Source organism: Pseudomonas sp. HY13-MNA-CIBAN-0226 (genome assembly GCF_040310305.1).
In the GTDB taxonomy this organism is placed as follows: Bacteria; Pseudomonadota; Gammaproteobacteria; order Pseudomonadales; family Pseudomonadaceae; genus Aquipseudomonas; species Aquipseudomonas gregormendelii.
In genome coordinates this window covers 113,874-133,899 of sequence record NZ_JBEOPS010000016.1, presented here as the reverse complement: position 1 = coordinate 133,899, position 20,026 = coordinate 113,874, and the positions used below count along the sequence as shown (strand labels likewise).

Here is a 20,026-nt window from a genome sequence, read left to right as displayed (position 1 = left end):
GGCACGCTCATGAGTCACCTTTTCAGCAGCGCCCAGGCTCTGCTTGCGGCCGAAGGCCTGGACCTGGGCCACACCGCCTGGCTGACCATCAACCAGGAACGCATCGATCTGTTCGCCGAGGCCACGGGTGACCACCAGTGGATTCATGTCGATCCGATACGCGCCGCCAACGGGCCGTTCGGCACCTGCATTGCCCACGGCTACCTGACCCAGTCCCTGGCCAACCTGTTCATGCCGCAGTTGTTGACCCTTTCAAACATGACCATGGGCGTCAACTACGGGAGCGATCGGGTGCGCTTCCCGGCCCCGGTCAAGGTCGACTCGCGGGTGCGCGGCAGCGGCCAGATTATCCGCGCCGAGCCAGTGGGCGACGCCGTGCAACTGGTGGTGCGCATCACCGTGGAAGTCGAAGGCCAGGCGCGCCCGGGCTGCGTAATCGACACCATCAGCCGCTATACCTTCAACCCAATTTGCGAGTGAGTTTCCATGGACCTGAATGAAGTCGTCATCGTCGCCACCGCCCGTACAGCGCTGGCCAAATCGTTTCGTGGATCGTTCAACGATACCGAGGCGCCAGTGCTGGGTGGGCATGTGGTACGCGCGGTGGTCGAACGTGCCGGCATTGAGCCTGGGGACGTAGAAGATGTGATCATGGGTGCGGCGGTTCAACAGGGTACCCAGGCCTATAACATCGGTCGGCTCTGTGCCTACACCGGTGGCTTGCCGGACAGTGTGCCGGGTATGGCGCTGGACCGCATGTGCGCCTCGGGGCTGATGAGTATCGGCGTAGCTGCCAAGAGCATCATGAGTGGCGAGATGAACATTGCCATTGGCGGCGGCGTAGAGTCCTTGTCGCTGACCCAGACCAAACACAAAAACAGCTTCCGCGCCCAATCCGAAGCGGTGCTGCAAGTGATGCCCAGCGCCTACATCCCGATGATTGAAACCGCCGAGATCGTCTCCCGTCGTTATGGCATCAGTCGCGCCGCCCAGGATGAGTATTCATTGCAAAGCCAGCTGCGCACGGCTGCTGCTCAACGAGACGGGCTCTTTGATGAGGAAATCGTCGGCCTGAGCGTGGACAAGCTGCTGTTCGCCGCTGATGGCCAGCCCAATGGTCATGAGCGTGTGCAGGTTCTGCGTGACGAGTGCAACCGACCGAGTACGCGCCTTGAAGACCTGGCAAACCTGAAGCCGGTGTGGAAGGACGGTAAATGGATCGAGCAGGGGACGTTCGTCACCGCCGGCAACGCCTCGCAGTTCTCGGACGGTGCTGCGGCGAGTCTGTTGATGAGTCGTACCGAGGCCAAGCGTCGCGGATTGACGCCTTTGGGCATCTACCGTGGCATTGCCGTGGGTGGATGCGCACCCGAGGAAATGGGCATCGGTCCGGTGATCGCCATACCCAAGCTGCTCAAGCGTTTCGGCTTGGGGGTGGGGGATATTGGCCTGTGGGAGATCAACGAGGCTTTTGCCTGCCAGGTGTTGCATTGTCGCGACGCGCTGCAGATCCCGGCAGAGCGCCTGAACGTCAACGGCGGGGCGATTGCCATCGGTCACCCATTCGGTATGTCCGGCGCGCGGATGGTGGGCCATGCCTTGCTCGAAGGGCGGCGGCGCGGTGCGCGTTATGTGGTGATTGCCATGTGCATCGGTGGCGGAATGGGCGCCGCCGGCCTGTTCGAACTGCCGTGAAGCGAGCGGGACGCGGCCGCACATTCGATTAAAGCCATGGGGGCCCGCAGGTCGGGCCCGTTGCTGGGGAATGGATATGCAAAGTTGTATGCCCAATGCACAGGTCCTCGCGCAAATGGGCCTGGAGTTGGCCGAGTACGAACGGATCATTGGCAACATCTACGATTCGTCGATGAACACGGCCTCCTTGAGTGACTCGTTGCGCGACATACGCGCGCTGTTCAAGGCTAATTTCGTGACCTTGATCCTGCGGGTTCAGGATGAGCCGCTGCTGTCACCGATGGTGGTTGCCGGTGATGTCGAATTGGGCCAGGGCGGCATCAACCATTACGCCTACTACGCCAAATCTACCCTGTTCGAGGGTTTGCCCACCGACACGGTATTCACCATCGATGAGCTGATGAGCGATGCCGAATGGGCCAGTTCGGCGTTTTACCTGCTGTACTGCCAACCTTACGATTGTTACCACATGCTAGGTGCGGATATACGCATGCCGGATGGCGGCATCGTGCGTTTCCGGATCAATCGACCACAGGGCCACCCGCAATTCAGTGAGACCGAGCGGGCCTTGTGCGCCATGTTGCTGCCCCATTTGCGTCGGGCCTTGCACATGTATTCGCTGCTGGACCGCAGTGAGTCTCTGGGCAGCCTGTATTCGCAAACGATCAGCCGCCTCGCAGTGGCGACCTTCGTGCTCGACGAGAACGGCTGCGTAGTGCAACTCAACCCCGTGGCCAGGGAAATCCTTGACAGTCAGGACGGCCTTAAAGTGGTGGGAGGTCGACTGGAGGCTACCTATCCCAGTGACAATCGGGAGTTGGCGCGCCTGGTGCGCAATGCCTTCCAGCGTGCCAGGCAAGGCGCCGCCAGGGGCGTGCAGGTGGCCGAGGCGACGTCGATTTCCCGTCCTTCGGGACAGGTCAGCCTCGGCGTAGTGGTGGAACTGATTCCTTCACGGGAACTGCTCGAAGGCCACGGTAAACCCACAGTGGTGGTGTATGTGCGGGACGCGGTGAGCAAATCGCTGGTGAGCACGGTGCTGACTTCGCAGCTGTACAACCTGACCCCGGCAGAAACCGCGCTCGCCCTGGAATTGGCCAACGGCCTGTCGCTTGAGGACGCCTCGGAAATTCTGAATATCCGGCGCAATACCGCACGCGCGCACCTGCGTTCGATATTTTCCAAGACGGGTGTCCGACGCCAGACCGAGCTGGTGCGGATCATGCTCAATAGCGTGGTAGCGCTGGGTGCGCCGCAGCCGGCCGGGTCTCGGCTGTGACTTGGGGCCAGGCCAAAATGCGTTAGTCCGTGCGGACGATGCTCTCGGTTTCCTTGCCTGTCGATACTGGGCAACCGTTGTCGAACCCAAGGAGAATAAAAATGACCGGCAGTAATAAGTCCCCTGGCTGGGCCTTGACGTTGTTATTTGGATGCTGTGCCATCGGCACCGCAAACGCAGCACCGGAGGACATCCCGCGCCTTGGCAAAGACTTGACGTGCCTGGGCGCGGAACAGGCCGGCAATGCCGATGGCAGTATCCCGGCGTTCAGTGGCAAGTGGCTGGGCGCGCCGCCCCATGTTGATTTCAAAGGTACGGGGCACCACCCCGTGGATCCGTACCCGGACGAAAAACCGTTGTTTGTGATCACCGCGCAGAACATCGCGCAATACAGTGACTCCCTGTCTGACGGGCAAAAAGCCCTGTTCAAATTGTACCCGGCCACCTACAAAATGCCGGTGTATCCCTCGCACAGGGATTTTCGCGTCAGTGACTCGGTATGCCAGGCCACTCGGGAAAACGCCAGCGTGGCGCGTCTGGTCGATGACGGCGAAGGGGTCGTCGGCAAGACCGGCGGCACACCATTCCCGGTGCCGCGCAGCGGGCTGGAGCTGTTGAAAAATGCCTCGACCTTCACCTTGCGGGCCTGGACCGAAGAGTACACCTCCGATAACGCCTACGTGCTCAAGGACGGCAATATCAACTGGGGCAGGGTGCATTCGCGCAACCTGGCTCCATCATTGGAACCCGGCAAGATCGGCGATACCAACGGCAACTCGTCGTTCTATCTCAACGAAACTCTGCTACCGCAGCGGGACAAGGGTGAGATCAACACCGGCACCGAATTCTGGAACGACAAAACCGAACCGCGCCAGGCCTGGCGTTACGATCCAGGCACCCGGCGCGTGCGTCAATCGCCGGGTTATGGTTTCGACATGTCATTCCCCGGCAGTGGCGGCTCGATCACTGTGGATGAAGTGCGCCTGTTCAACGGGTCCGGCCAGCGCTACGACTGGAAGATCGTTGGCAAACGGGAAATGTACATTCCGTACAACACCTATCGTCTGCACGACGCCAAGCTCACCTACGCCAGCCTGTTGACTCCCGGACACATCAATCCCGATGCCATGCGTTATGAGCGTCACAGGGTCTGGGAACTGGAAGGCACGCTCAAACCTGGCTATCGCCACCTGTATGGCAAACGCAAGTTGTATGTCGACGAAGACACCTGGTTTCCGATGCTCGCCGACAACTACGACAACCGTGGCGAGTTATGGCGCACCTCGATGGTCAACTACTTTTATGCCTACGAGAGCCAGGCCCAGCAGGCGGGCGTCGGCCTGTACTACGACCTCAATGCTGGCAGCTACCTGGCGTTCAACCTGATCAACGAGCAGCGCAACGGTTACCTGTTGAACAAACCCGGTTTCAGTCCCAGGGACTTCGGCCCGGAAGCCGCTCGCCGCTTCGGCCAGTAAGCAGTCAACAGGGCGCCCGCTGTTTCAGGGGCGCACTTTGAGAGTAGCTCTCATTTGATCTAGTCCAACTGCACGATGATCTTGCTGCGCGACTGCTCAATGATATCCGCCATGGGATTACCCGGTATTTCTTGGGGGCATCGCCTGCCCCGAAGTCTGCATTTGAGGAATAATAACAATGACGAAACTCGCTGAAATCAACATCGAGAATGCCCAGCGTACCCACCGTTACGCGCGCGGCTGGCACTGCCTGGGCAATGCCAACGATTACCGTGATGGCAAGCCTCATACCCTGGAAATCTTCGGCACTCGGCTGGTGGCGTTTGCCGATAGCCAGGGCGTCATCAGTATTCTCGATGCCTACTGTCCGCACATGGGCGCCGACCTGTCACAGGGCACCATCGAGAACGACAGACTGGTATGCCCGTTCCATCACTGGAAGTACGACACCGGCGGCAAATGCGTGGAGATCCCTTACTGCAAGCGCATTCCTCCCAAGGCCAAGACGCGCAGTTGGTTGACCTGCGAGGAGAACAACCTGTTGTTCGTCTGGAACAACCCCGAAGGCCGTCCGCCCAAAGAGGGCGTGATCATTCCGCACCTCCCTGAGATGGACGACCCGGACTGGATTCATAACTGGAACATCGACACCATGCTGATCGAAACCAACCCACGGGAGTTGGTCGATAACCTGGTGGATGCCCAGCATTTCGGGCCGGTGCACGGTACGCCAACCAAGTATTTCGCCAACATTTTCGAAGGGCATATCGGCCATCAGATTTTTCATGGTGACTCCGAGCGCCTGGGCGGTGACCTGATCGCACCATCGGCCTACTACGGTCCGGCCACTCACTTCACCCATATCAGTTCGATGTTCGGCGATGCGCGGATCCACGCCATTCTGCTCAACAGCCATGTGCCAGTGACGCCAAACAGTTTTGACTTGCGCTTTGGTTGCATGGTCAAGCGCGTACCGGGCTGGACGGAAGAGCAAAACCAGGAAGTGGCCAGGGCGTATGTCCAGGGCAACCGGGACTCGTTCTACCAGGACGTGGTGATCTGGAAGCACAAAATCCGTATCGACAAGCCGGTGCTCGCAGAAACCGACGGGCCGGTCTATCAGTTGCGCGAGTGGTATGAGCAATTCTTCACCAATGAGGACGACGTGCCCGCGTCAATGGCGCTGCGTCGCGAGTTCATAACGGTCGACGAGCGCTGATAAAGGGAGCAGGGCGCCTTCGAGAAGCAAGTGAATACTCTCCAAGGCGCCGCTCCCAAGGACACAGCCACCCTTGAGTCCATGGTGATGACTCAGGTCCGATTTGAAGGCAATGAGGGAATACAAAATGAAAATAAAAAATGCCTACACCTTTCCTTTGTTAGTAGTGTTTCTCCTGGTGTTGGTTGTAAAGATGTCGGTGCCGGCGGAGTCGACCAGCGTCAAGGCGTGCAAGCGCTATGCGAGCTGCCTTTCGCTGAGTTCGGGAGTCTCAAACTGGCTGGATTTCCGTTAGGGCTGTTTCAGGGGAGGGTTGCCTCTGAACCGCCGGCAACGCTCCGCCCCTGTTTGTCGCGACAGTTGTTATCAATGGGGGCGGCCCCGTCGTAGAGGTGGGCGCCACAACGCTGCCCAGCGTTTCAGGCTGTATTAAAGTGCTCTGCTGATGGCTGTGTCAGCGTGCTAATGTCGAGGCGAAATGGCTGATCGCCTGTACGACCTGACGAGCACTGTCCTGAATATCGAGAATCACTTGACCCGCCTCACCGGCTAATTTGACGCCTTGTTCTGCCTTGTCTTTACTCGCCTCCATCCTGGCCACTGCCCCCGTGGCCAACTCACGATTGTGCTGCACCACCTCGACAATCTTCACAGTGGCTTGACTAGTACGTGCAGCCAAGTTGCGCACTTCGTCAGCAACCACGGCAAAACCTCGCCCCTGATCTCCGGCACGAGCCGCTTCGATGGCCGCATTGAGCGCCAGAAGATTCGTCTGCTCGGCAATCCCACGGATGGTCTGCACGATACTGCTGATTATCTCCGACTGCTGACTGACGGCATTGACACCTTCGGCTGCGTGATTCAATTCGTCGGCCAGGCTTTGCATGACATCCACGGTGTCCTGCACTACACGGGCTCCTTCGTGGGCTGTATCGTCAGTTTTCAGTGAAGTCTCATAAGCCATGCGCGCCGCTCGTGACTCGGTTTCCTGCTGTAGAACCTGATCCGTAATATCGCTCGCATACTTGACTATTTTGTAAAGATCGCCGTTGGCGTCGAACACCGGATTGTAAGTCGCACGTAACCAGACCACGCGTCCCTGGTTGTTGAGGCGCTTGAAGCTGCCTGAGAAAAATTCGCCTTGATTCAGGCGCTCCCAGAACTGGCAGTAATCGGGGGATTCGATTTCGCTACGCTCACAGAACAGCCGGTGGTGCTTGCCAACAATCTCTTCCAAGCGGTAACCCATCACTGCAAGGAAGTTTTCATTGGCGTTGACGACTTCTCCCTGCCGGTTGAACTCGATGGTTGCCATGGACCGGTTAATCGCCTTGATCTGGCTCTCCTGCTCTTGTTCCTTCTGAACCTGGGCAGTTACATCCGTCGCAATCTTGACGACCTTGATCACCCGTCCGGTGGTATCGCGAACAGGGTTATAGCTGGCCTCCAGCCAGAGCTCACGCCCCTGTTTGTCCAGGCGCAGGAAGCGGTCGTTGATGAACTCGCCATTACCCAGGCGTGACCAAAAGCTTTGATAAGCAGCGCTGTTGGCGTATTTCGGCGTACAGAATAAGCGGTGATGCCGGGATTGGATTTCTTCAACGCTATAGCCCATTACCTTCAGGAAGTTGCGATTGGCACTGAGGATCGTGCCATCAGGCTGGAACTCAATCAGGGCCATGGAGCCACCTAAGGCTGCAAGGGTGGCTTCACTGTCAGCCAAGCGCCGCTGGCTGACGGCCAGTTCTTTTTTGATAGTCGAGTTGAACATGCATACCTCAGTGGATATAGGCTGCTTGGCATTTCCTTCAAGCCAACGGAAAGCTATGCAGGTCGATGTCAGATGTACGGAAACCTGTGAAATCAGATACGAATCGCGGATGCCGAACGAGCCGTAACGGCGTTAGTAAGGCAGGAGCTCCTAAATCGCCGGCAACGCTCCGAGCAATAACGCACTTCGTTCCAGCATCGCGCCCATTTCTTGCGCCAGGCGAAGGGCAATCCGCAGACCGCGCAAACTTTGACCGGGAGCTCACTCTTTTTCACAGCGACTCCCCGGCATCCAGTTTGGCGAGTAGTTTCTGGCCCCGCTCCCAAAGCGCTTGCTGCTTGGGCTCGGTCATGCGGTCGAGGTTTTTGTAGACCATGCTCATGCGCTGGTTGCTGCGCAGCAGGTCGCCATGACGCATCAGGAAATGCCAGTAGAGTGAATTGAAAGGACAGGCGTCGTCCGTTGTGCTCTCACTGACTTCGTAGGCGCAGTTACGGCAGTAGTCAGACATCCGCTTTATATACTGACCACTGGCGCAATAAGGCTTGGAACCCAGGTAACCGCCGTCGGCGTGCATGACCATGCCCAGCGTATTGGGCAGTTCGACCCAGTCAAAGGCGTCCATGTAGATCGCCAGGTACCATTCGCAAATCTGGCTCGGCGCGATGCCGGCCAACAGTGCGAAGTTGCCGGTCACCATCAGCCGCTGGATATGGTGGGCATAGGCATGTTTCAAGCTCTGGCCGATCGCCTGTCCCATGCAGTTCATTCGGGTGTCGCCCGTCCAGTAGAACTCTGGAAGAGGCCGGCTGTTGCCAAACAGATTGCCATCGGCGTAATCGGGCATTTTCAGCCAATAGACGCCCCGTACATATTCGCGCCAGCCGATGAGCTGGCGGATGAAGCCTTCGGCGGCATTGAGTGGAATCCGGTGCGCCCAATATGCAGCTTCCACGTCGCTGCACAACTGACGCAGGTCCAGCAGTCCAATATTGAGCGCCGCACTGATGCGCGCATGAAATAGAAAAGGTTCATCACTGGCCATGGCGTCTTGATAGTCGCCGAATCCTGCCAGGCCATAATCCAGAAAATACGCCCACAGCGCCTGTGCGTCGGCATGGGTGACCGGATAGTCGAAGTCGTCGAGTGCGCCGTAGTGATGGTTGAAGCGCGCCCTGACCAGCGCAAGCACATCGCAGGTGATGGCGTCGTTACTGAAGTGCAGCGGGTAGGGCGCTTTCACCCCTTTGGGCAGGGCCTTGCGGTTCTCGGCATCGAAATTCCACGCGCCGCCTACTGGAGAGCCGTCGCCATTGAGCAATAACCCGCTCTTGCGCCGCATCTCGCGGTAGAAGAACTCCATGCGCAACTGCTTTTTGCCTTGCGCCCAAGTGCCGAACTCAGCGCGACTGCACACAAAGCGCGTGTCGGCGTGCCAATGGATGGCCAGGCCACAGTCCTTGAGCGCCTGTTCCAGCCGCCAGTCCCCGCACTCGGTGACGTGTACTTCCTCTGCTTGCAACAGCTGTTGCCAGCGTCGCAATTCACTCGCCACCGAACCGCTGTTTTGCGGGTCATCCAGGGTCACGTACTCGACTTGCAGACCCTGTTCTTGCAGGGCCTTGGCGAAATGGCGCATGGCACTGAAAATCAGCGCGATTTTCTGCGGATGGTGGGGGACATGGCTGGCTTCTTCCATGACCTCGACCAGCAGCACCGTATCGCACTGGGCATCAAGTTTCTGCAAGGAAGCCAAGTCAAAGGACAACTGGTCACCCAGGACCAGGCACAACCGATGGCGCTTGTTCATATCTGTTCAGTCCAGCGTCTGCAGATTCATGCTTGTTCCCTGCCTACCAGGGCAGGCGCTCTCCGTTGTAGGCAAAAAAATGTCCGCTATCGGCCGGCGTCAACTGATCAATCAGGCTCAAGAGTTCAGCTGCGGCAACGTCCGCCGGACGTGCGCTGGTGGCCCCTCGAAATGGTTGCGACAACCCCGACACGACCGTGCCTGGGTGCAGACTCAGCAGTCGGCTCTGCGGACGAGTACGGGCCAATTCGATGGCGGCGGTCTTGATCAGCATATTCAGCGCGGCCTTGGAGGCGCGATAGGCGTACCAGCCACCCAAACGGTTGTCGCCGATGCTGCCGACTTTCGCCGAGAGCACCGCCATCGCGCCCCGGGCATCAAGCAACGGCAAAAAGTGCCGCAACACCAGCGCCGGCCCCAGCGCGTTCACTTGAAACACGGCCTGCAGCGCCTCATGCTCAATCGCGCTGTAGCTTTTTTCCGGCTTGATCTGGTCACGATGGAGCAGGCCGGCGGCGTGCACGATCAACTGGTAGGGCGCTTGCGCTGCCAATTCAGTGGCGGCGCTGGCGATGGTTTCGGGTTGCTCCAGATCCAGTGCGGGCACTGTATTGCGCCCCAACTGGCGAACCCCGCCACATCGAGGGTCCTTGCCGAGCAGCTCGCAAAAAGCCGTACCCAGGGCACCACTCGCGCCGATCACCAGGGCGCGATATCCATCGCCGAGGGAGTTCATGGTGAACGCGTTCAATGGGTTTCTCCTGCACCCTGGCGCCGGAAGAACAACGTCACCTGGCCAACCTCGACGCCCAGCTTGGACATGCTGGTGCGGTTGATCAACGTGTCCTCGTCCATCAGGTACATCCAGTCGTCCATGCTCATTTCATAGGTTGTGCCGTCAACCGGCAGGTTCAGGCGATAACGCCAGCGCAAGGCATTGCCGGCGATTTCGCCTTTGGCGACACCCACTACGTCATCGGCGCGACCGCTCCAACGTCCCTGGCCCTCGGGCGTCAGGGTCCAGACGCGGCGTTGGCGGGTGCCGTCGCTGTACAGGAAGCGCTCATCGAGAATCAGGTTGTTGCCCTCACGACGGCTGACGATGTCGACCTCGAAACGCTTGGCCACCTCACCGGAACGCTTCTGAAACATCCCCCAGGCTTTGACCGGTTTGCTGAAAAAGCGCTCCAGATTTAATGCCGGTTGCTGATCCGCATAGTGGGTGACATCCACGCTGCCACAGCTCGCAATGCTGAGTACCAAAGCCAGTAAAACCAAACGTCGGGTCATTGCCGTTCTCCCTGGGTGAGCAGGTGCTGAGGGTGAATTTAGTTGCCTTACATGCTTGTACAGGTGCCTCGTGGTGTACAGGTTTCTGGCACCTGCCGAAAGATGAAGCCGCGGTTTTTGCGCAATGCAACTTGCCGGCTGCACCGTCGTACGCGGCGTATGGAGCAGGCATCGTCAACGCGGGCTTGCCCAGTCCATTCTTTAATAGTTGTACGATAGTAACTGATCTGTATAGGTTTTAATCAAGATAGGCTGAAAAAAAAACCCTGACAATGCGTCAGCCATTATTTTGTGTAGAAACGAGAACGTCAGATCAAGAGCGCGGGAGGGCAACGGAAGGGAGATAGGGGGAAATGCGCGCCCCCGGGGAAATGGGAGCGCGGTGCTAAACCAGGGGATTACTCGTAGGTCGGGTAATCCACATAGCCTTCGGCATTACCGCCGTAGACCGTAGCCGGGTTCAGTGGGTTGAGCGGCCAGTCGTGGGCGATCCGCGCAGGCAGATCCGGATTGGCCATGAACGGGCGGCCGAAAGCGACCAGGTCTGCCAAGCCTGACTCAAGCAATTGCGCGCCGGATTCGGCGTTGTAACGTCCGGCATAAATGATCGCGCCACTGAACGTATCGCGCACCGCACGACGAAAGGCGTGCGGCATCATCGGCGCGTCGTCCCAGTCGGCTTCGGCGATGGACAGGTAGGCAATGCCCACATCTTCAAGCACCTTGATCGCTTCGATGTAGGTCGTGTGCGGGTCTTCCTCCACCATCCCCAGATAGGTCCGCGCTTCATCGGTGGTGGTGAACAGCGGCGCGAAACGCACGCCGACCTTTTCCCGGCCGATGCACTCGGCGACGCCCGCCACCACGTCACGCAGAAAACGCAGGCGGTTGCCCAGAGAGCCACCGTACTGATCGGTGCGCACATTGCTGTGAGCAGAGATGAACTGGTTTACCAGATAGCCGTTGGCACAGTGCAGTTCGATGCCGTCGAAGCCGGCGTCCATCGCATTGCGCGCAGCCTGGATATACAACTGAACCAGTTCCTGGACTTCATCCGTGCTCAGCGCTCGCGGAGCGGATGGCGCAACAAGCGCACCGGCACCCGGCGCTGTTTCAATAAATACGCTGACACGCTCGGTGGCGATCGCGGAAGCTGACACCGGTGCCGCACCCTCAGGTTGCAACGCGGTGTGAGACACCCGCCCGACGTGCCAGAGCTGAGCGAAGATCACGCCGTCTTTGGCATGAACAGCCTCGGTGACCGTGCGCCATCCGGCGATTTGTTCAGGCGTGTGGATGCCGGGCGTCCAGGCATATCCCTGACCCCTAGGCTCGATCTGCGTGCCCTCAGTGACCAGTAGGCCGGCGCTGGCGCGTTGCTGGTAATACTCGGCCATCAACGGGTTGGCGATATTGCCCGGTTGCGAGCTGCGCTGGCGGGTGAGGGGGGGCAGAACGATACGGTTCTTCAGGGTATGCCGGCCGAGGGTGACGGGTGTGAAGTAAGCGCTGTTTTTCATGAGATACCTGTTCGCTGGGTATTAGACCAGTCGACTATCGATGGGGCGAAAAAAACACCGTGTGCAAACACGCGCACGGTGCCTGGGCAGTGAGTTGATATCCGTCAGGCCAGCATTTTCAGCAGTTTTTCGGCGACGGCCGCCGAGCTGGCAGGGTTCTGACCCGTTACCAACTTGCCGTCAGCGACGACATGAACCTGCCAGTCGGCCACCTTGGAAAAGCGCCCGCCCAGACGCTGGAATTCGTCTTCGATCAGGAACGGCACGACGTCCGTCAGGCCCACGGCTGCTTCTTCAGCATTGGTGAAACCGGTCACGTCCCGACCCTCAATCAACGGCTTGCCATCAGCAGCGAGGACGTGACGCAGTACGCCCGGCGCGTGGCAGACGAAGCCGTGGGGCTTGTGGCTGCGGTCGAAGGCTTCGATCAAGGCGATGGAATGTTTGTCTTCAGCCAGATCCCACAGCGGGCCATGTCCACCGGGGTAAAACACGGCATCAAAATTGTCAGCGCTGACATCGGCCAGGCGCCCGGTATGGGCCAGTGCCAATTGCGCTGCAGGGTCCTGACGGAACCGGTCGGTTTCGGCGGTCTGCGCACCGGGCTCATCGCTTTTTGGATCGAGCGGTGGCTGGCCGCCTGCCGGCGACACCAGGGTGATCTCTGCACCTGCATCCTTGAAGGCGTAGTAGGGGGCCGCGAACTCTTCGAGCCAGAAACCGGTTTTCTTGCCAGTGTTGCCAAGTTGGTCGTGGGAAGTCAGAACCATCAAGATTTTCATAGGGCGCCCTGTGTTGGTCGGGTGTGCGAGGACGGGTTCGCCTTCGACACCCGGGAAGGAGTGAGGGGCACAGCATAGTTTCCAATTAGACCAGTCGTCTAGTAAATTCTTTCAGGTGTGTTTCCGACCGCACTCTATGGCAAACTCCTGCCCATCAGAAATATACGACTGGTCTATTGTTTGGTACTTTGCGCCCCATGAAACCGACCTACGACGATACCCGCCAACATCTGCTCGATACCGGCCACCGAATGATGGCCGAAAAGGGCTTCACCAGCGTTGGCCTGAACGAAATCCTGCAGACTGCCGGTGTGCCCAAGGGCTCGTTCTATCACTACTTCAAATCCAAGGAATTCTACGGGCAGGCGCTGCTTGAGGATTACTTTGTCGGCTACCTGTCGGACATGGAAAGACGTCTGACACTGCCCGGGCTCAATGCCTTCGAGCGGCTGATGGATTACTGGCAGGGCTGGCAGAACCGCTGCACCCTGGAGGGCCATGGCGACGAATGCCTGGTGGTGAAGTTAAGTGCAGAGGTCGCCGACCTTTCCGAATCGATGCGCCTCACGCTACGCGATGGCGCTGAGCGCATCGTTGCGCGCATCACGACTTGCCTGGAACAGGGCCAGCTGGATAAAAGTCTTCCGGATGCCGACGCTCGTCAGCTGGCCGAAACCCTCTACCAACTTTGGTTGGGTGCCAGTTTGCTGAACAAGCTGCAGCGCACGGGGCAATCTTTGCAAACGTCGATGACGATGACGAAGCGGCTTCTGGAGGTTTGAATCTGACCCGTTAATGGGTCGGAGGACGGACAGCCTGATGCTCATGGAGAAGCGCCCAACCCCGGCCGGGCGCCATTTTACTCATCCAGTGTGATGACTGCTCGCCAGGCCGTAGACGGATGTGTCGATGCCTTCAAAACGCGCCTTCAGCTGCAACGCCAGGTACAGCGAATAATGCCGTGACTGATGCAGGTTGCCACCGTGGAACCAGAGGTTTTGCTGCTGCGTGGGCTTCCACATGTTGCGCAGTTCGCCCTCATACGGGCCAGGATCATTCGTGGTCCCTGAACCCAAGCCCCAGCAGCGGCCGACCTTGTCCGCGACTTCCTGGGAAATCAGCTTCGCCGCCCAGCCATTCATTGAGCCATAGCCCGTGGCGTAGACAATCAGGTCGGCCGGTAGTCGGCTGCCATCGTTGAGTACGACGGCATCTGCTTCGATGCGTTCCACACCCAGGCCCGGTGCGCTCTTGAGCTTGATCGTGCCGTTAGCGATCAGTTCCGAGGCGCCCACGTCGATGTAGTAACCAGAACCACGGCGTACGTATTTCATGAAAAGGCCAGACTCGTCGTCACCGAAATCGAGCATGAAACCGGCCTTGGTCAAGCGCTCGTAGAAGTCTTTGTCACGCTCCTTGATCGCGGCAAAGACGGGTTGATGAAAGCTTGGCATCACCTTGTAAGGGATCGAGGCGAACAGCATGTCGGCCTTGTCCGTGGTCAGGCCTGACTCCAGGGCGTCTTCAGAGTAGAGCCCACCGAAGACCAGATCCATCAAGCTATCGGAGCGCACGATGTGGGTACTGGACCGTTGCACCATGGTCACCTCGGCGCCGTTCTCCACCAGGTCGGCGCAGATATCGTGAGCCGAATTGTTGGCACCGATGACCACCGCGCGCTTGCCGCGCCAGGCGTCTCCGCCGGGATGGCGGCTGGAATGATGCTGCTGGCCGTTGAAAACCTCGGCACCCGCATAAACAGGAACGTTGGGTACGCCAGACATGCCGGTGGCGAGGATCAACTGGGCAGGCTGTAGCGTCACGCGCTCACCATCGCGTTGAACGTCCACCGTCCAGGTGCCACTTTGCTCGTCAAAGCTGGCGCTCACGCACTCGGTGCGCGGCCAATAATTGAGCTCCATGACTTTGGTGTACATCTCCAGCCAGTCGCCGATCTGGTCTTTTGGGGTGAAGACCGGCCAGTGATCGGGGAAGGGCAGGTAGGGCATATGGTCGTACCAGACCGGGTCATGCAGGCACAGCGACTTGTAACGGCCGCGCCACTGATCGCCAGGACGCTCGGCCTTGTCGACGATCAGCGTTGGCACGCCCATTCGCTTGAGCCGTGCGGCGAGCCCCAGCCCACCCTGGCCGCCACCCACGATCAGGCAGTACGGCTGGGTGGTGATGCCCAGTGATGCTTCTTCGTCACGACGGCGTTCCAGCCAGTTGCGTTTGTCGGCATGGGCGTGACCATGATTGGCACCCATCGGGCGACGGCGGCCCCTGGGTTCTTCAAAGCCTTTGAGCTCGCGCATGCTGGTCAGCAGCGTCCAGCACAGGCCCTCCTTCAGCCTGACGTAGCCTTTACCTCGCGCCGTAGCGGTCTCCAGGCTGATCCAACCTTCGAGCACACCGTTGTTGAGCGTGGCATCACCTTCGAGTGTCCATTGCTCGGGCCGAGTTTGATCAAGGCGTGTTTCGAGCATGTCGCGGATAGCAGGCTTGCCTTCCAGGGTCACCAGGTTCCAGCTGAAAAGCAGCAGGTCACGCCAGTGACACTCTTCGGCAAACAATTGCAGCGCGCCGTCCAGGTCGCGTTGGGCGAGACGCTCGCCGAGGTTGTCGACCCAGCCCGCGAGCTGGGCAGTTGGCGTGTGCAGGGGTGTTTCGACAGCGATGTTCATGGGCTTCTCCCGTTCTTGTTGTTTTTGTGACAACTTGCCCTGGAGCAAGGCTCGGGCCACCTTTATGAGAGGCCCGTTGCAGAGCGGCTGAAGCGCTGCGGCTCAGGCTTTGACTCGGGTCTATGTCACGATTTAGGGAATGGTGGATGACAGAGTGTCACGCGGTGCATGGGGCGCTCTCGGTCGGCTTTTCCTATAAGCTGGCAACAGCCCCGTGTCCTGACCGTAGCGGAGAACAAGAACAATGAAGCCGGCCTTTATCAACGCCCATGCACAACAGGTGCTGCAAGCTGTACAGGGCATCCCTGCCAGCCATGGCCATACGACTGACCTGGCTATTACCCGGTCATGGCGTCGTTGCCTGGATCAGCATCAGCTCGATCCCGCCAGCCGCCGCGCGCCGAATGTAGTTGAGCACCCACGCCTGCTGGATCACCGCGCGCCCCTGGAACACATCATCTCCGTAGCGCACTGGCAGATGACCAGCCTGCACCACCAACTGGGGGGTGACGGCCACGTGGTGCTACTCACCGATGCTCGTGGTGTGGCGATTGACAGTGTGTTCAACGAATCCGAACGAGTCGAATTCCAGCGTTCCGGACTGTGGCTTGGTTCGGTGTGGAGCGAGGATTGCGAGGGCACCAACGGTGTCGGCACCTGCCTGGTCGAGCGACAGCACGTCACCATCCGTCGTGATCAGCACTTCCGTGGCAAGCACGCCGGCTTGACGTGTTCGGCCAGCCCCATATTCGATGCGAGCGGAGAGTTGCTCGCCGTTCTTAACCTCTCATCCGTGCGCGAGGAACCGGGTCTTCAGCAGCACTTCAAAGCCATGGCGTTGACCAACCTCACAGCCAACTTGATCGAGAGCTGTTATTTCCTGGGGCATGATCCGCAACGGTACTTGCTGCGTTTTCACCCTGAGGCAGGCTTCGTCGGGCTGCTGGGCGAAGGGCTGCTCAGCTTTGACGAAAGTGCCTGTATCCGTTCAGTCAATCATGCTGCGCTGGACCTGCTGGGCCTCAGCCGTGAGCAGGTGGTGGGGCAATCGCTGACGATGCTGCTGGAGACGCCTATCGATCAGGTGATGAGTCAAGCCAGCTCGCAACCGAGTGTCTGCTGGCCAATGCGCCTTCTGGACGGACGCCAGTTCTACGGACAGGTGCGAGAGCCCTTGCGCCATGCGCCTCTCGTCACGCCTGCAATTGCCCCGGTCAACGACGTGCACGTGTGCCTGGAAGACCCGCGCCTGCAACGTGGCTTTGCTCGCGCATTACGAGTTCTGGAACGTGACGTACCGGTGTTTCTACAGGGCGAAACCGGTACCGGCAAAGAAGCCTTTGCCGCAGCGCTGCATCGCGCCAGTTCCAGAGCCAGTCAACCGTTTGTGGCGATCAATTGTGCGGCCATTCCAGAAACGCTGATCGAGAGCGAGCTGTTCGGCTATCGCGGTGGCAGCTTCACCGGCGCACGCAAGGACGGGATGATCGGCAAGCTGGAGCAGGCCCATGGCGGCATTCTGTTCCTTGATGAAATAGCCGATATGCCACTCGCGTTACAGACCCGGCTGCTGCGTGTGCTGGAGGAGCGTCAGGTGGTGCCCCTGGGCGGCGCTACGGCACGTGCGCTCGACATACGGCTCATCTGTGCCAGCCACCAGGATCTCCAAGCCTGTGTGGCCGAGGGGCGTTTTCGCGAAGATCTGTTTTATCGCGTCGCCGGCTTCGCCGTGCAGCTGCCGCCGTTGCGTGAGCGTTCAGACAAGGGCCGGTTGCTCGACCTGCTGCTGCGCGAAGAGTCAAAAGGTACAAGGATTCGCCTGGAGACAGGCGTGAGAGAACGCTTGCTGACGCATCCCTGGCCGGGCAATGTCCGGCAACTGCGCACGTGCCTGCGCACACTGGTCGCATTGGCGCTGGAGGGCCGTGTCACTCTGGAAGACGTGGCGGAGTTGCTGCCGGCAGCGCCTGCCGTGTTGGCCGAGAACCCGCTGGGAGTGTCGGAACGGCAGACGCTGCTAACCTTGATTGAGGCGGAACACTGGCACGTCGCTCGTGTTGCCGCCCGATTGGGGATTAGCCGCAATACGCTGTATCGCAAACTGCGCCAACATGGGATTTCACGACCTGGTTGAGTGCGCAATCGCTGTTTCCTGGCCAACAACAACTGTATTGGAGTTCTGATGAGCCTCGCGCCTTTCCACCTCGCAATCCCCGTTTACGATCTCGCTGCTGCACGCACTTTTTACGGCGAAGTGTTCGGCCTCGAGGAAGGTCGTTCCAGCAACCAATGGGTCGACTTCAACTTTTATGGCCACCAACTGGTTATTCACGAACACCCGAAAACCACTTCCCAGGACAGCGTCCATAGCAACCCGGTAGACGGCCATGACGTACCTGTTCCGCACTTTGGCATCATCTTGGGCTGGGCAGAATGGGAAGTACTGGCCGAGCGCCTGAAGTCTTTTGGCACGCAGTTTGTGATCGAACCCTACATTCGTTTCAAGGGGCAGGTCGGCGAGCAAGCCACCATGTTTTTGTTTGACCCCTGCGGTAATGCCCTTGAGTTCAAGGCGTTCAAGGATATGAGTCAGCTCTTCGCGAAATGAGTCATCAACTTTGAACTTATCATTACGCCTATCCCCCTAACGCTGTGCAAATATCCCCTGGCTTGGGTCGACCCTGAGCTGGCCACTTACACGCAAAGGTTGGGTGAATCATGAAGAGTGAACAGGTCGAAGGTGTTGCGGAAAAACTCGCCGGCAAGGCGCAGAGCGCGGTCGGCAGGTTGTTGGGCGATTCGAAGATTGAAGCTGAAGGTGCTGGACACCAGGTTGCTGGTCAACTGACCAAAACCTATGGCGACACACTCGACAACGTATCGACGTTTGTTAAGGAAAAACCGGTTGCTGCACTCGCGATAGGTGCAGCAGTGGTGCTGTTAGTGAGTCGGTTCCTGCGCCGCTGAGCCAGGCGTAGAGGACTTCCAGCTGGCACGTACCCTCATGGCTTTACTCCCCCTCGTACTCGCTGGGATTGTCTGTCGGTAGGGTGCGGGGGCGGGCTTGTTGCTAGGCCCCTGCGAGCGCTATTCGACCGAAACTGGCATTGGAGTCGAGTGGTGTTATTGCCAGCAATTGGTCGAGTCGTAACTCGACCTTGCCGCCTTCATTCTCCACAACGAGAAATTCTTCCTTGCTCGGAGCGGTCCGTGTGGTCAGCGCCCTGGCCACGAAAGCCGGTCCTCGGAGCAGTTCGATATGCAAGTCGTAATGGTGCATACAGGCTATCTCCAGGTAGTCATGCAGGTCGCAGTTCAGGGGCTGATACGCTTTCATCTGATTTCTCCTAGCAACCTGTAGCTCAATGATGAAGTAACCCCGGCTGACTATTGCAGCAGCAACTTCTGGATTGGCGGCTTCGCTGTGACAAAACTGTCAACGGCGCAGTTCGATTTTAGCATCCTGAATTCGTCAAAATATCATCCATTCCTTATTTAGCGGATATCCGCTCCAGTGACGTGTTCATCATCAGAGGCGCGCTCCTCGCAATTTGCCGTTTTTACGTAGCTCGCGTGTTGGTATTTCCGGATCATCCGCTCGTTCACAAGATACCAATGGTGCCAAACGGCTGAGTGCTACCAGCAGTTACCGGACTAAATAATGCTGGCGAAACTGACGCGAAAGCCCCCGGTGCACTGATCGAATCATTTAATTCGAGGGGCGAAGCATGCGACGTTTATCGTGTTTGATTATGTGCTCAGCGGTGAGCTTGCCTTTGATGGCCCATGAACCGGGGGGCATCAACAGCGCTAAAGGCCAATCAGATGCTGCGTTTGATCTGGTCCACACGCATATTTATCGAGAAGGCGATAATCTTGTCTTTCAGCAAGTTGTCGCCGGAACAGCGGGCAGTAGCACGCCGAAATCCACCGGAAAATTCGCTGGTTCGGACGTTTACAGTTATGTCTGGCCAACCAGTCTGGGCAGCGACGCCGTAGGGTTCGAAGCCAAGTCCGGGATCCTCGCGCTGGCACTGACGTCGCACCCTGACTTCGACGATACCCCGCAGCTGGATGAGAACAACGACGGCAAAAAAGACAATGATGGTGGCTTGTGGCATTCCCATTGGGTCGTCCTGACCAAAGAAGCCAGTTGTGGGCCCAGCGGTCTGAAAGTCCGTGATATTCCCGAAGGAATGAAACCGAAGATGCCGGCGACTTGGCCTGGCGTTCCGCTGTATATCGATTCTCCAGGTTATGGACTCAATGTCGGCAAGGACACAGTGACTATCCAAGTGCCCCTGGCAGCTGTTGGATTTCCCGATAACTTCAAATACGACGGTGTGACGGCAGGGCTCAAGGTTAACGCCGACCTGCACGACCCGCTGCTGTGTGTGAGTTCGGTATGGGATGTCGCATCGGGTGATCTTTCTTTGCCGGGGACATGGAATGCCAAGGAAAAGCCCTGAGGCCTAAAGGGCCCAATAACGCCGAA

Annotated in this window: 18 protein-coding genes and 2 pseudogenes; 10 read left to right on the top strand and 10 right to left on the bottom strand. The window is 58.6% G+C overall.

The window, feature by feature from the left end:
• The first annotated feature begins 9 nt into the window (after positions 1-9).
• The 5 genes from AAEZ05_RS18595 (at position 10) to AAEZ05_RS18575 (ending at position 5,671) form a co-directional block, all read left to right on the top strand.
• On the top strand, positions 10-480 hold the full coding sequence (locus AAEZ05_RS18595) for a MaoC family dehydratase (RefSeq protein ID WP_122839851.1): 471 nt from the start codon (positions 10-12) through the stop codon (positions 478-480).
• Between the two features lie 6 nt (positions 481-486).
• Positions 487-1,695: an acetyl-CoA C-acyltransferase gene (locus tag AAEZ05_RS18590; protein ID WP_350597775.1), complete on the top strand. Its 1,209-nt coding sequence runs from the start codon at positions 487-489 to the stop codon at positions 1,693-1,695.
• Positions 1,696-1,771: 76 nt separating this feature from the next.
• The gene (locus tag AAEZ05_RS18585) at positions 1,772-2,974 is read left to right on the top strand and encodes a helix-turn-helix transcriptional regulator (protein ID WP_350648402.1); all 1,203 of its coding nucleotides are present in this window, start codon (positions 1,772-1,774) and stop codon (positions 2,972-2,974) included.
• A gap of 101 nt (positions 2,975-3,075) precedes the next feature.
• On the top strand, positions 3,076-4,452 hold the full coding sequence (locus AAEZ05_RS18580) for a DUF1329 domain-containing protein (protein WP_350597779.1): 1,377 nt from the start codon (positions 3,076-3,078) through the stop codon (positions 4,450-4,452).
• Between the two features lie 178 nt (positions 4,453-4,630).
• Positions 4,631-5,671, top strand: coding sequence for a 3-ketosteroid-9-alpha-monooxygenase, oxygenase component (locus tag AAEZ05_RS18575; protein ID WP_045058503.1), 1,041 nt, complete (start codon positions 4,631-4,633; stop codon positions 5,669-5,671).
• A 454-nt stretch (positions 5,672-6,125) separates the two neighbouring features.
• On the opposite strand, the pseudogene AAEZ05_RS30805 reads toward AAEZ05_RS18575, so the two are convergent.
• The 8 genes and pseudogenes from AAEZ05_RS30805 to AAEZ05_RS18540 form a co-directional block, all read right to left on the bottom strand.
• A pseudogene (locus AAEZ05_RS30805) lies at positions 6,126-6,560 on the bottom strand (methyl-accepting chemotaxis protein); the annotation flags it as partial.
• A gap of 108 nt (positions 6,561-6,668) precedes the next feature.
• Positions 6,669-7,352, bottom strand: a pseudogene (locus tag AAEZ05_RS30800) (PAS domain-containing protein); the annotation flags it as partial.
• 182 nt (positions 7,353-7,534) lie between these two features.
• On the bottom strand, positions 7,535-7,717 hold the full coding sequence (locus AAEZ05_RS18565; protein ID WP_082069139.1) for a DUF2256 domain-containing protein: 183 nt from the start codon (positions 7,715-7,717) through the stop codon (positions 7,535-7,537).
• On the bottom strand, positions 7,714-9,252 hold the full coding sequence (locus AAEZ05_RS18560) for a cryptochrome/photolyase family protein (RefSeq protein WP_350648398.1): 1,539 nt from the start codon (positions 9,250-9,252) through the stop codon (positions 7,714-7,716). The genes AAEZ05_RS18565 and AAEZ05_RS18560 overlap by 4 nt, the downstream gene beginning before the upstream one ends.
• Before the next feature lie 43 nt (positions 9,253-9,295).
• Positions 9,296-9,988 (bottom strand): SDR family NAD(P)-dependent oxidoreductase, encoded by a 693-nt coding sequence (locus tag AAEZ05_RS18555; protein ID WP_502947558.1) that lies wholly within the window; start codon positions 9,986-9,988, stop codon positions 9,296-9,298.
• 11 nt (positions 9,989-9,999) lie between these two features.
• On the bottom strand, positions 10,000-10,542 hold the full coding sequence (locus tag AAEZ05_RS18550; RefSeq protein WP_350597786.1) for a DUF3833 domain-containing protein: 543 nt from the start codon (positions 10,540-10,542) through the stop codon (positions 10,000-10,002).
• 398 nt (positions 10,543-10,940) lie between these two features.
• Positions 10,941-12,062: an alkene reductase gene (locus AAEZ05_RS18545; protein WP_350648396.1), complete on the bottom strand. Its 1,122-nt coding sequence runs from the start codon at positions 12,060-12,062 to the stop codon at positions 10,941-10,943.
• Positions 12,063-12,166: 104 nt separating this feature from the next.
• On the bottom strand, positions 12,167-12,844 hold the full coding sequence (locus AAEZ05_RS18540) for a type 1 glutamine amidotransferase domain-containing protein (RefSeq protein ID WP_350648394.1): 678 nt from the start codon (positions 12,842-12,844) through the stop codon (positions 12,167-12,169).
• A gap of 197 nt (positions 12,845-13,041) precedes the next feature.
• Between AAEZ05_RS18540 and curR the strand changes: the two genes are divergently transcribed.
• A complete protein-coding gene (curR, locus tag AAEZ05_RS18535) occupies positions 13,042-13,626 on the top strand; it encodes a TetR family transcriptional repressor CurR (protein WP_045058497.1) in 585 nt (194 codons plus the stop codon).
• Between the two features lie 81 nt (positions 13,627-13,707).
• Here the strand turns inward: curR and AAEZ05_RS18530 are convergent, their stop codons facing one another.
• Positions 13,708-15,531: an NAD(P)/FAD-dependent oxidoreductase gene (locus tag AAEZ05_RS18530; protein WP_350648392.1), complete on the bottom strand. Its 1,824-nt coding sequence runs from the start codon at positions 15,529-15,531 to the stop codon at positions 13,708-13,710.
• 244 nt (positions 15,532-15,775) lie between these two features.
• Here AAEZ05_RS18530 and AAEZ05_RS18525 point away from each other — a divergent pair, with 244 nt between their 5' ends.
• The 3 genes from AAEZ05_RS18525 to AAEZ05_RS18515 all read left to right on the top strand — a co-directional run bounded on the left by AAEZ05_RS18525 (position 15,776) and on the right by AAEZ05_RS18515 (position 18,498).
• Complete coding sequence (locus AAEZ05_RS18525) at positions 15,776-17,665, top strand: sigma-54-dependent Fis family transcriptional regulator (protein WP_350648390.1); 1,890 nt, start codon at positions 15,776-15,778, stop codon at positions 17,663-17,665.
• Positions 17,666-17,713: 48 nt separating this feature from the next.
• The gene (locus tag AAEZ05_RS18520) at positions 17,714-18,139 is read left to right on the top strand and encodes a VOC family protein (RefSeq protein ID WP_045058494.1); all 426 of its coding nucleotides are present in this window, start codon (positions 17,714-17,716) and stop codon (positions 18,137-18,139) included.
• Between the two features lie 110 nt (positions 18,140-18,249).
• Positions 18,250-18,498: a CsbD family protein gene (locus AAEZ05_RS18515; RefSeq protein ID WP_045058493.1), complete on the top strand. Its 249-nt coding sequence runs from the start codon at positions 18,250-18,252 to the stop codon at positions 18,496-18,498.
• 103 nt (positions 18,499-18,601) lie between these two features.
• Here the strand turns inward: AAEZ05_RS18515 and AAEZ05_RS18510 are convergent, their stop codons facing one another.
• Positions 18,602-18,868 carry a Rho-binding antiterminator gene (locus AAEZ05_RS18510; RefSeq protein ID WP_045058492.1) on the bottom strand — a complete coding sequence of 89 codons (267 nt, stop codon included), beginning with the start codon at positions 18,866-18,868 and terminating at the stop codon, positions 18,602-18,604.
• Between the two features lie 442 nt (positions 18,869-19,310).
• Between AAEZ05_RS18510 and AAEZ05_RS18505 the strand changes: the two genes are divergently transcribed.
• On the top strand, positions 19,311-20,000 hold the full coding sequence (locus tag AAEZ05_RS18505; RefSeq protein ID WP_350648388.1) for a hypothetical protein: 690 nt from the start codon (positions 19,311-19,313) through the stop codon (positions 19,998-20,000).
• Positions 20,001-20,026 lie beyond the last annotated feature (26 nt).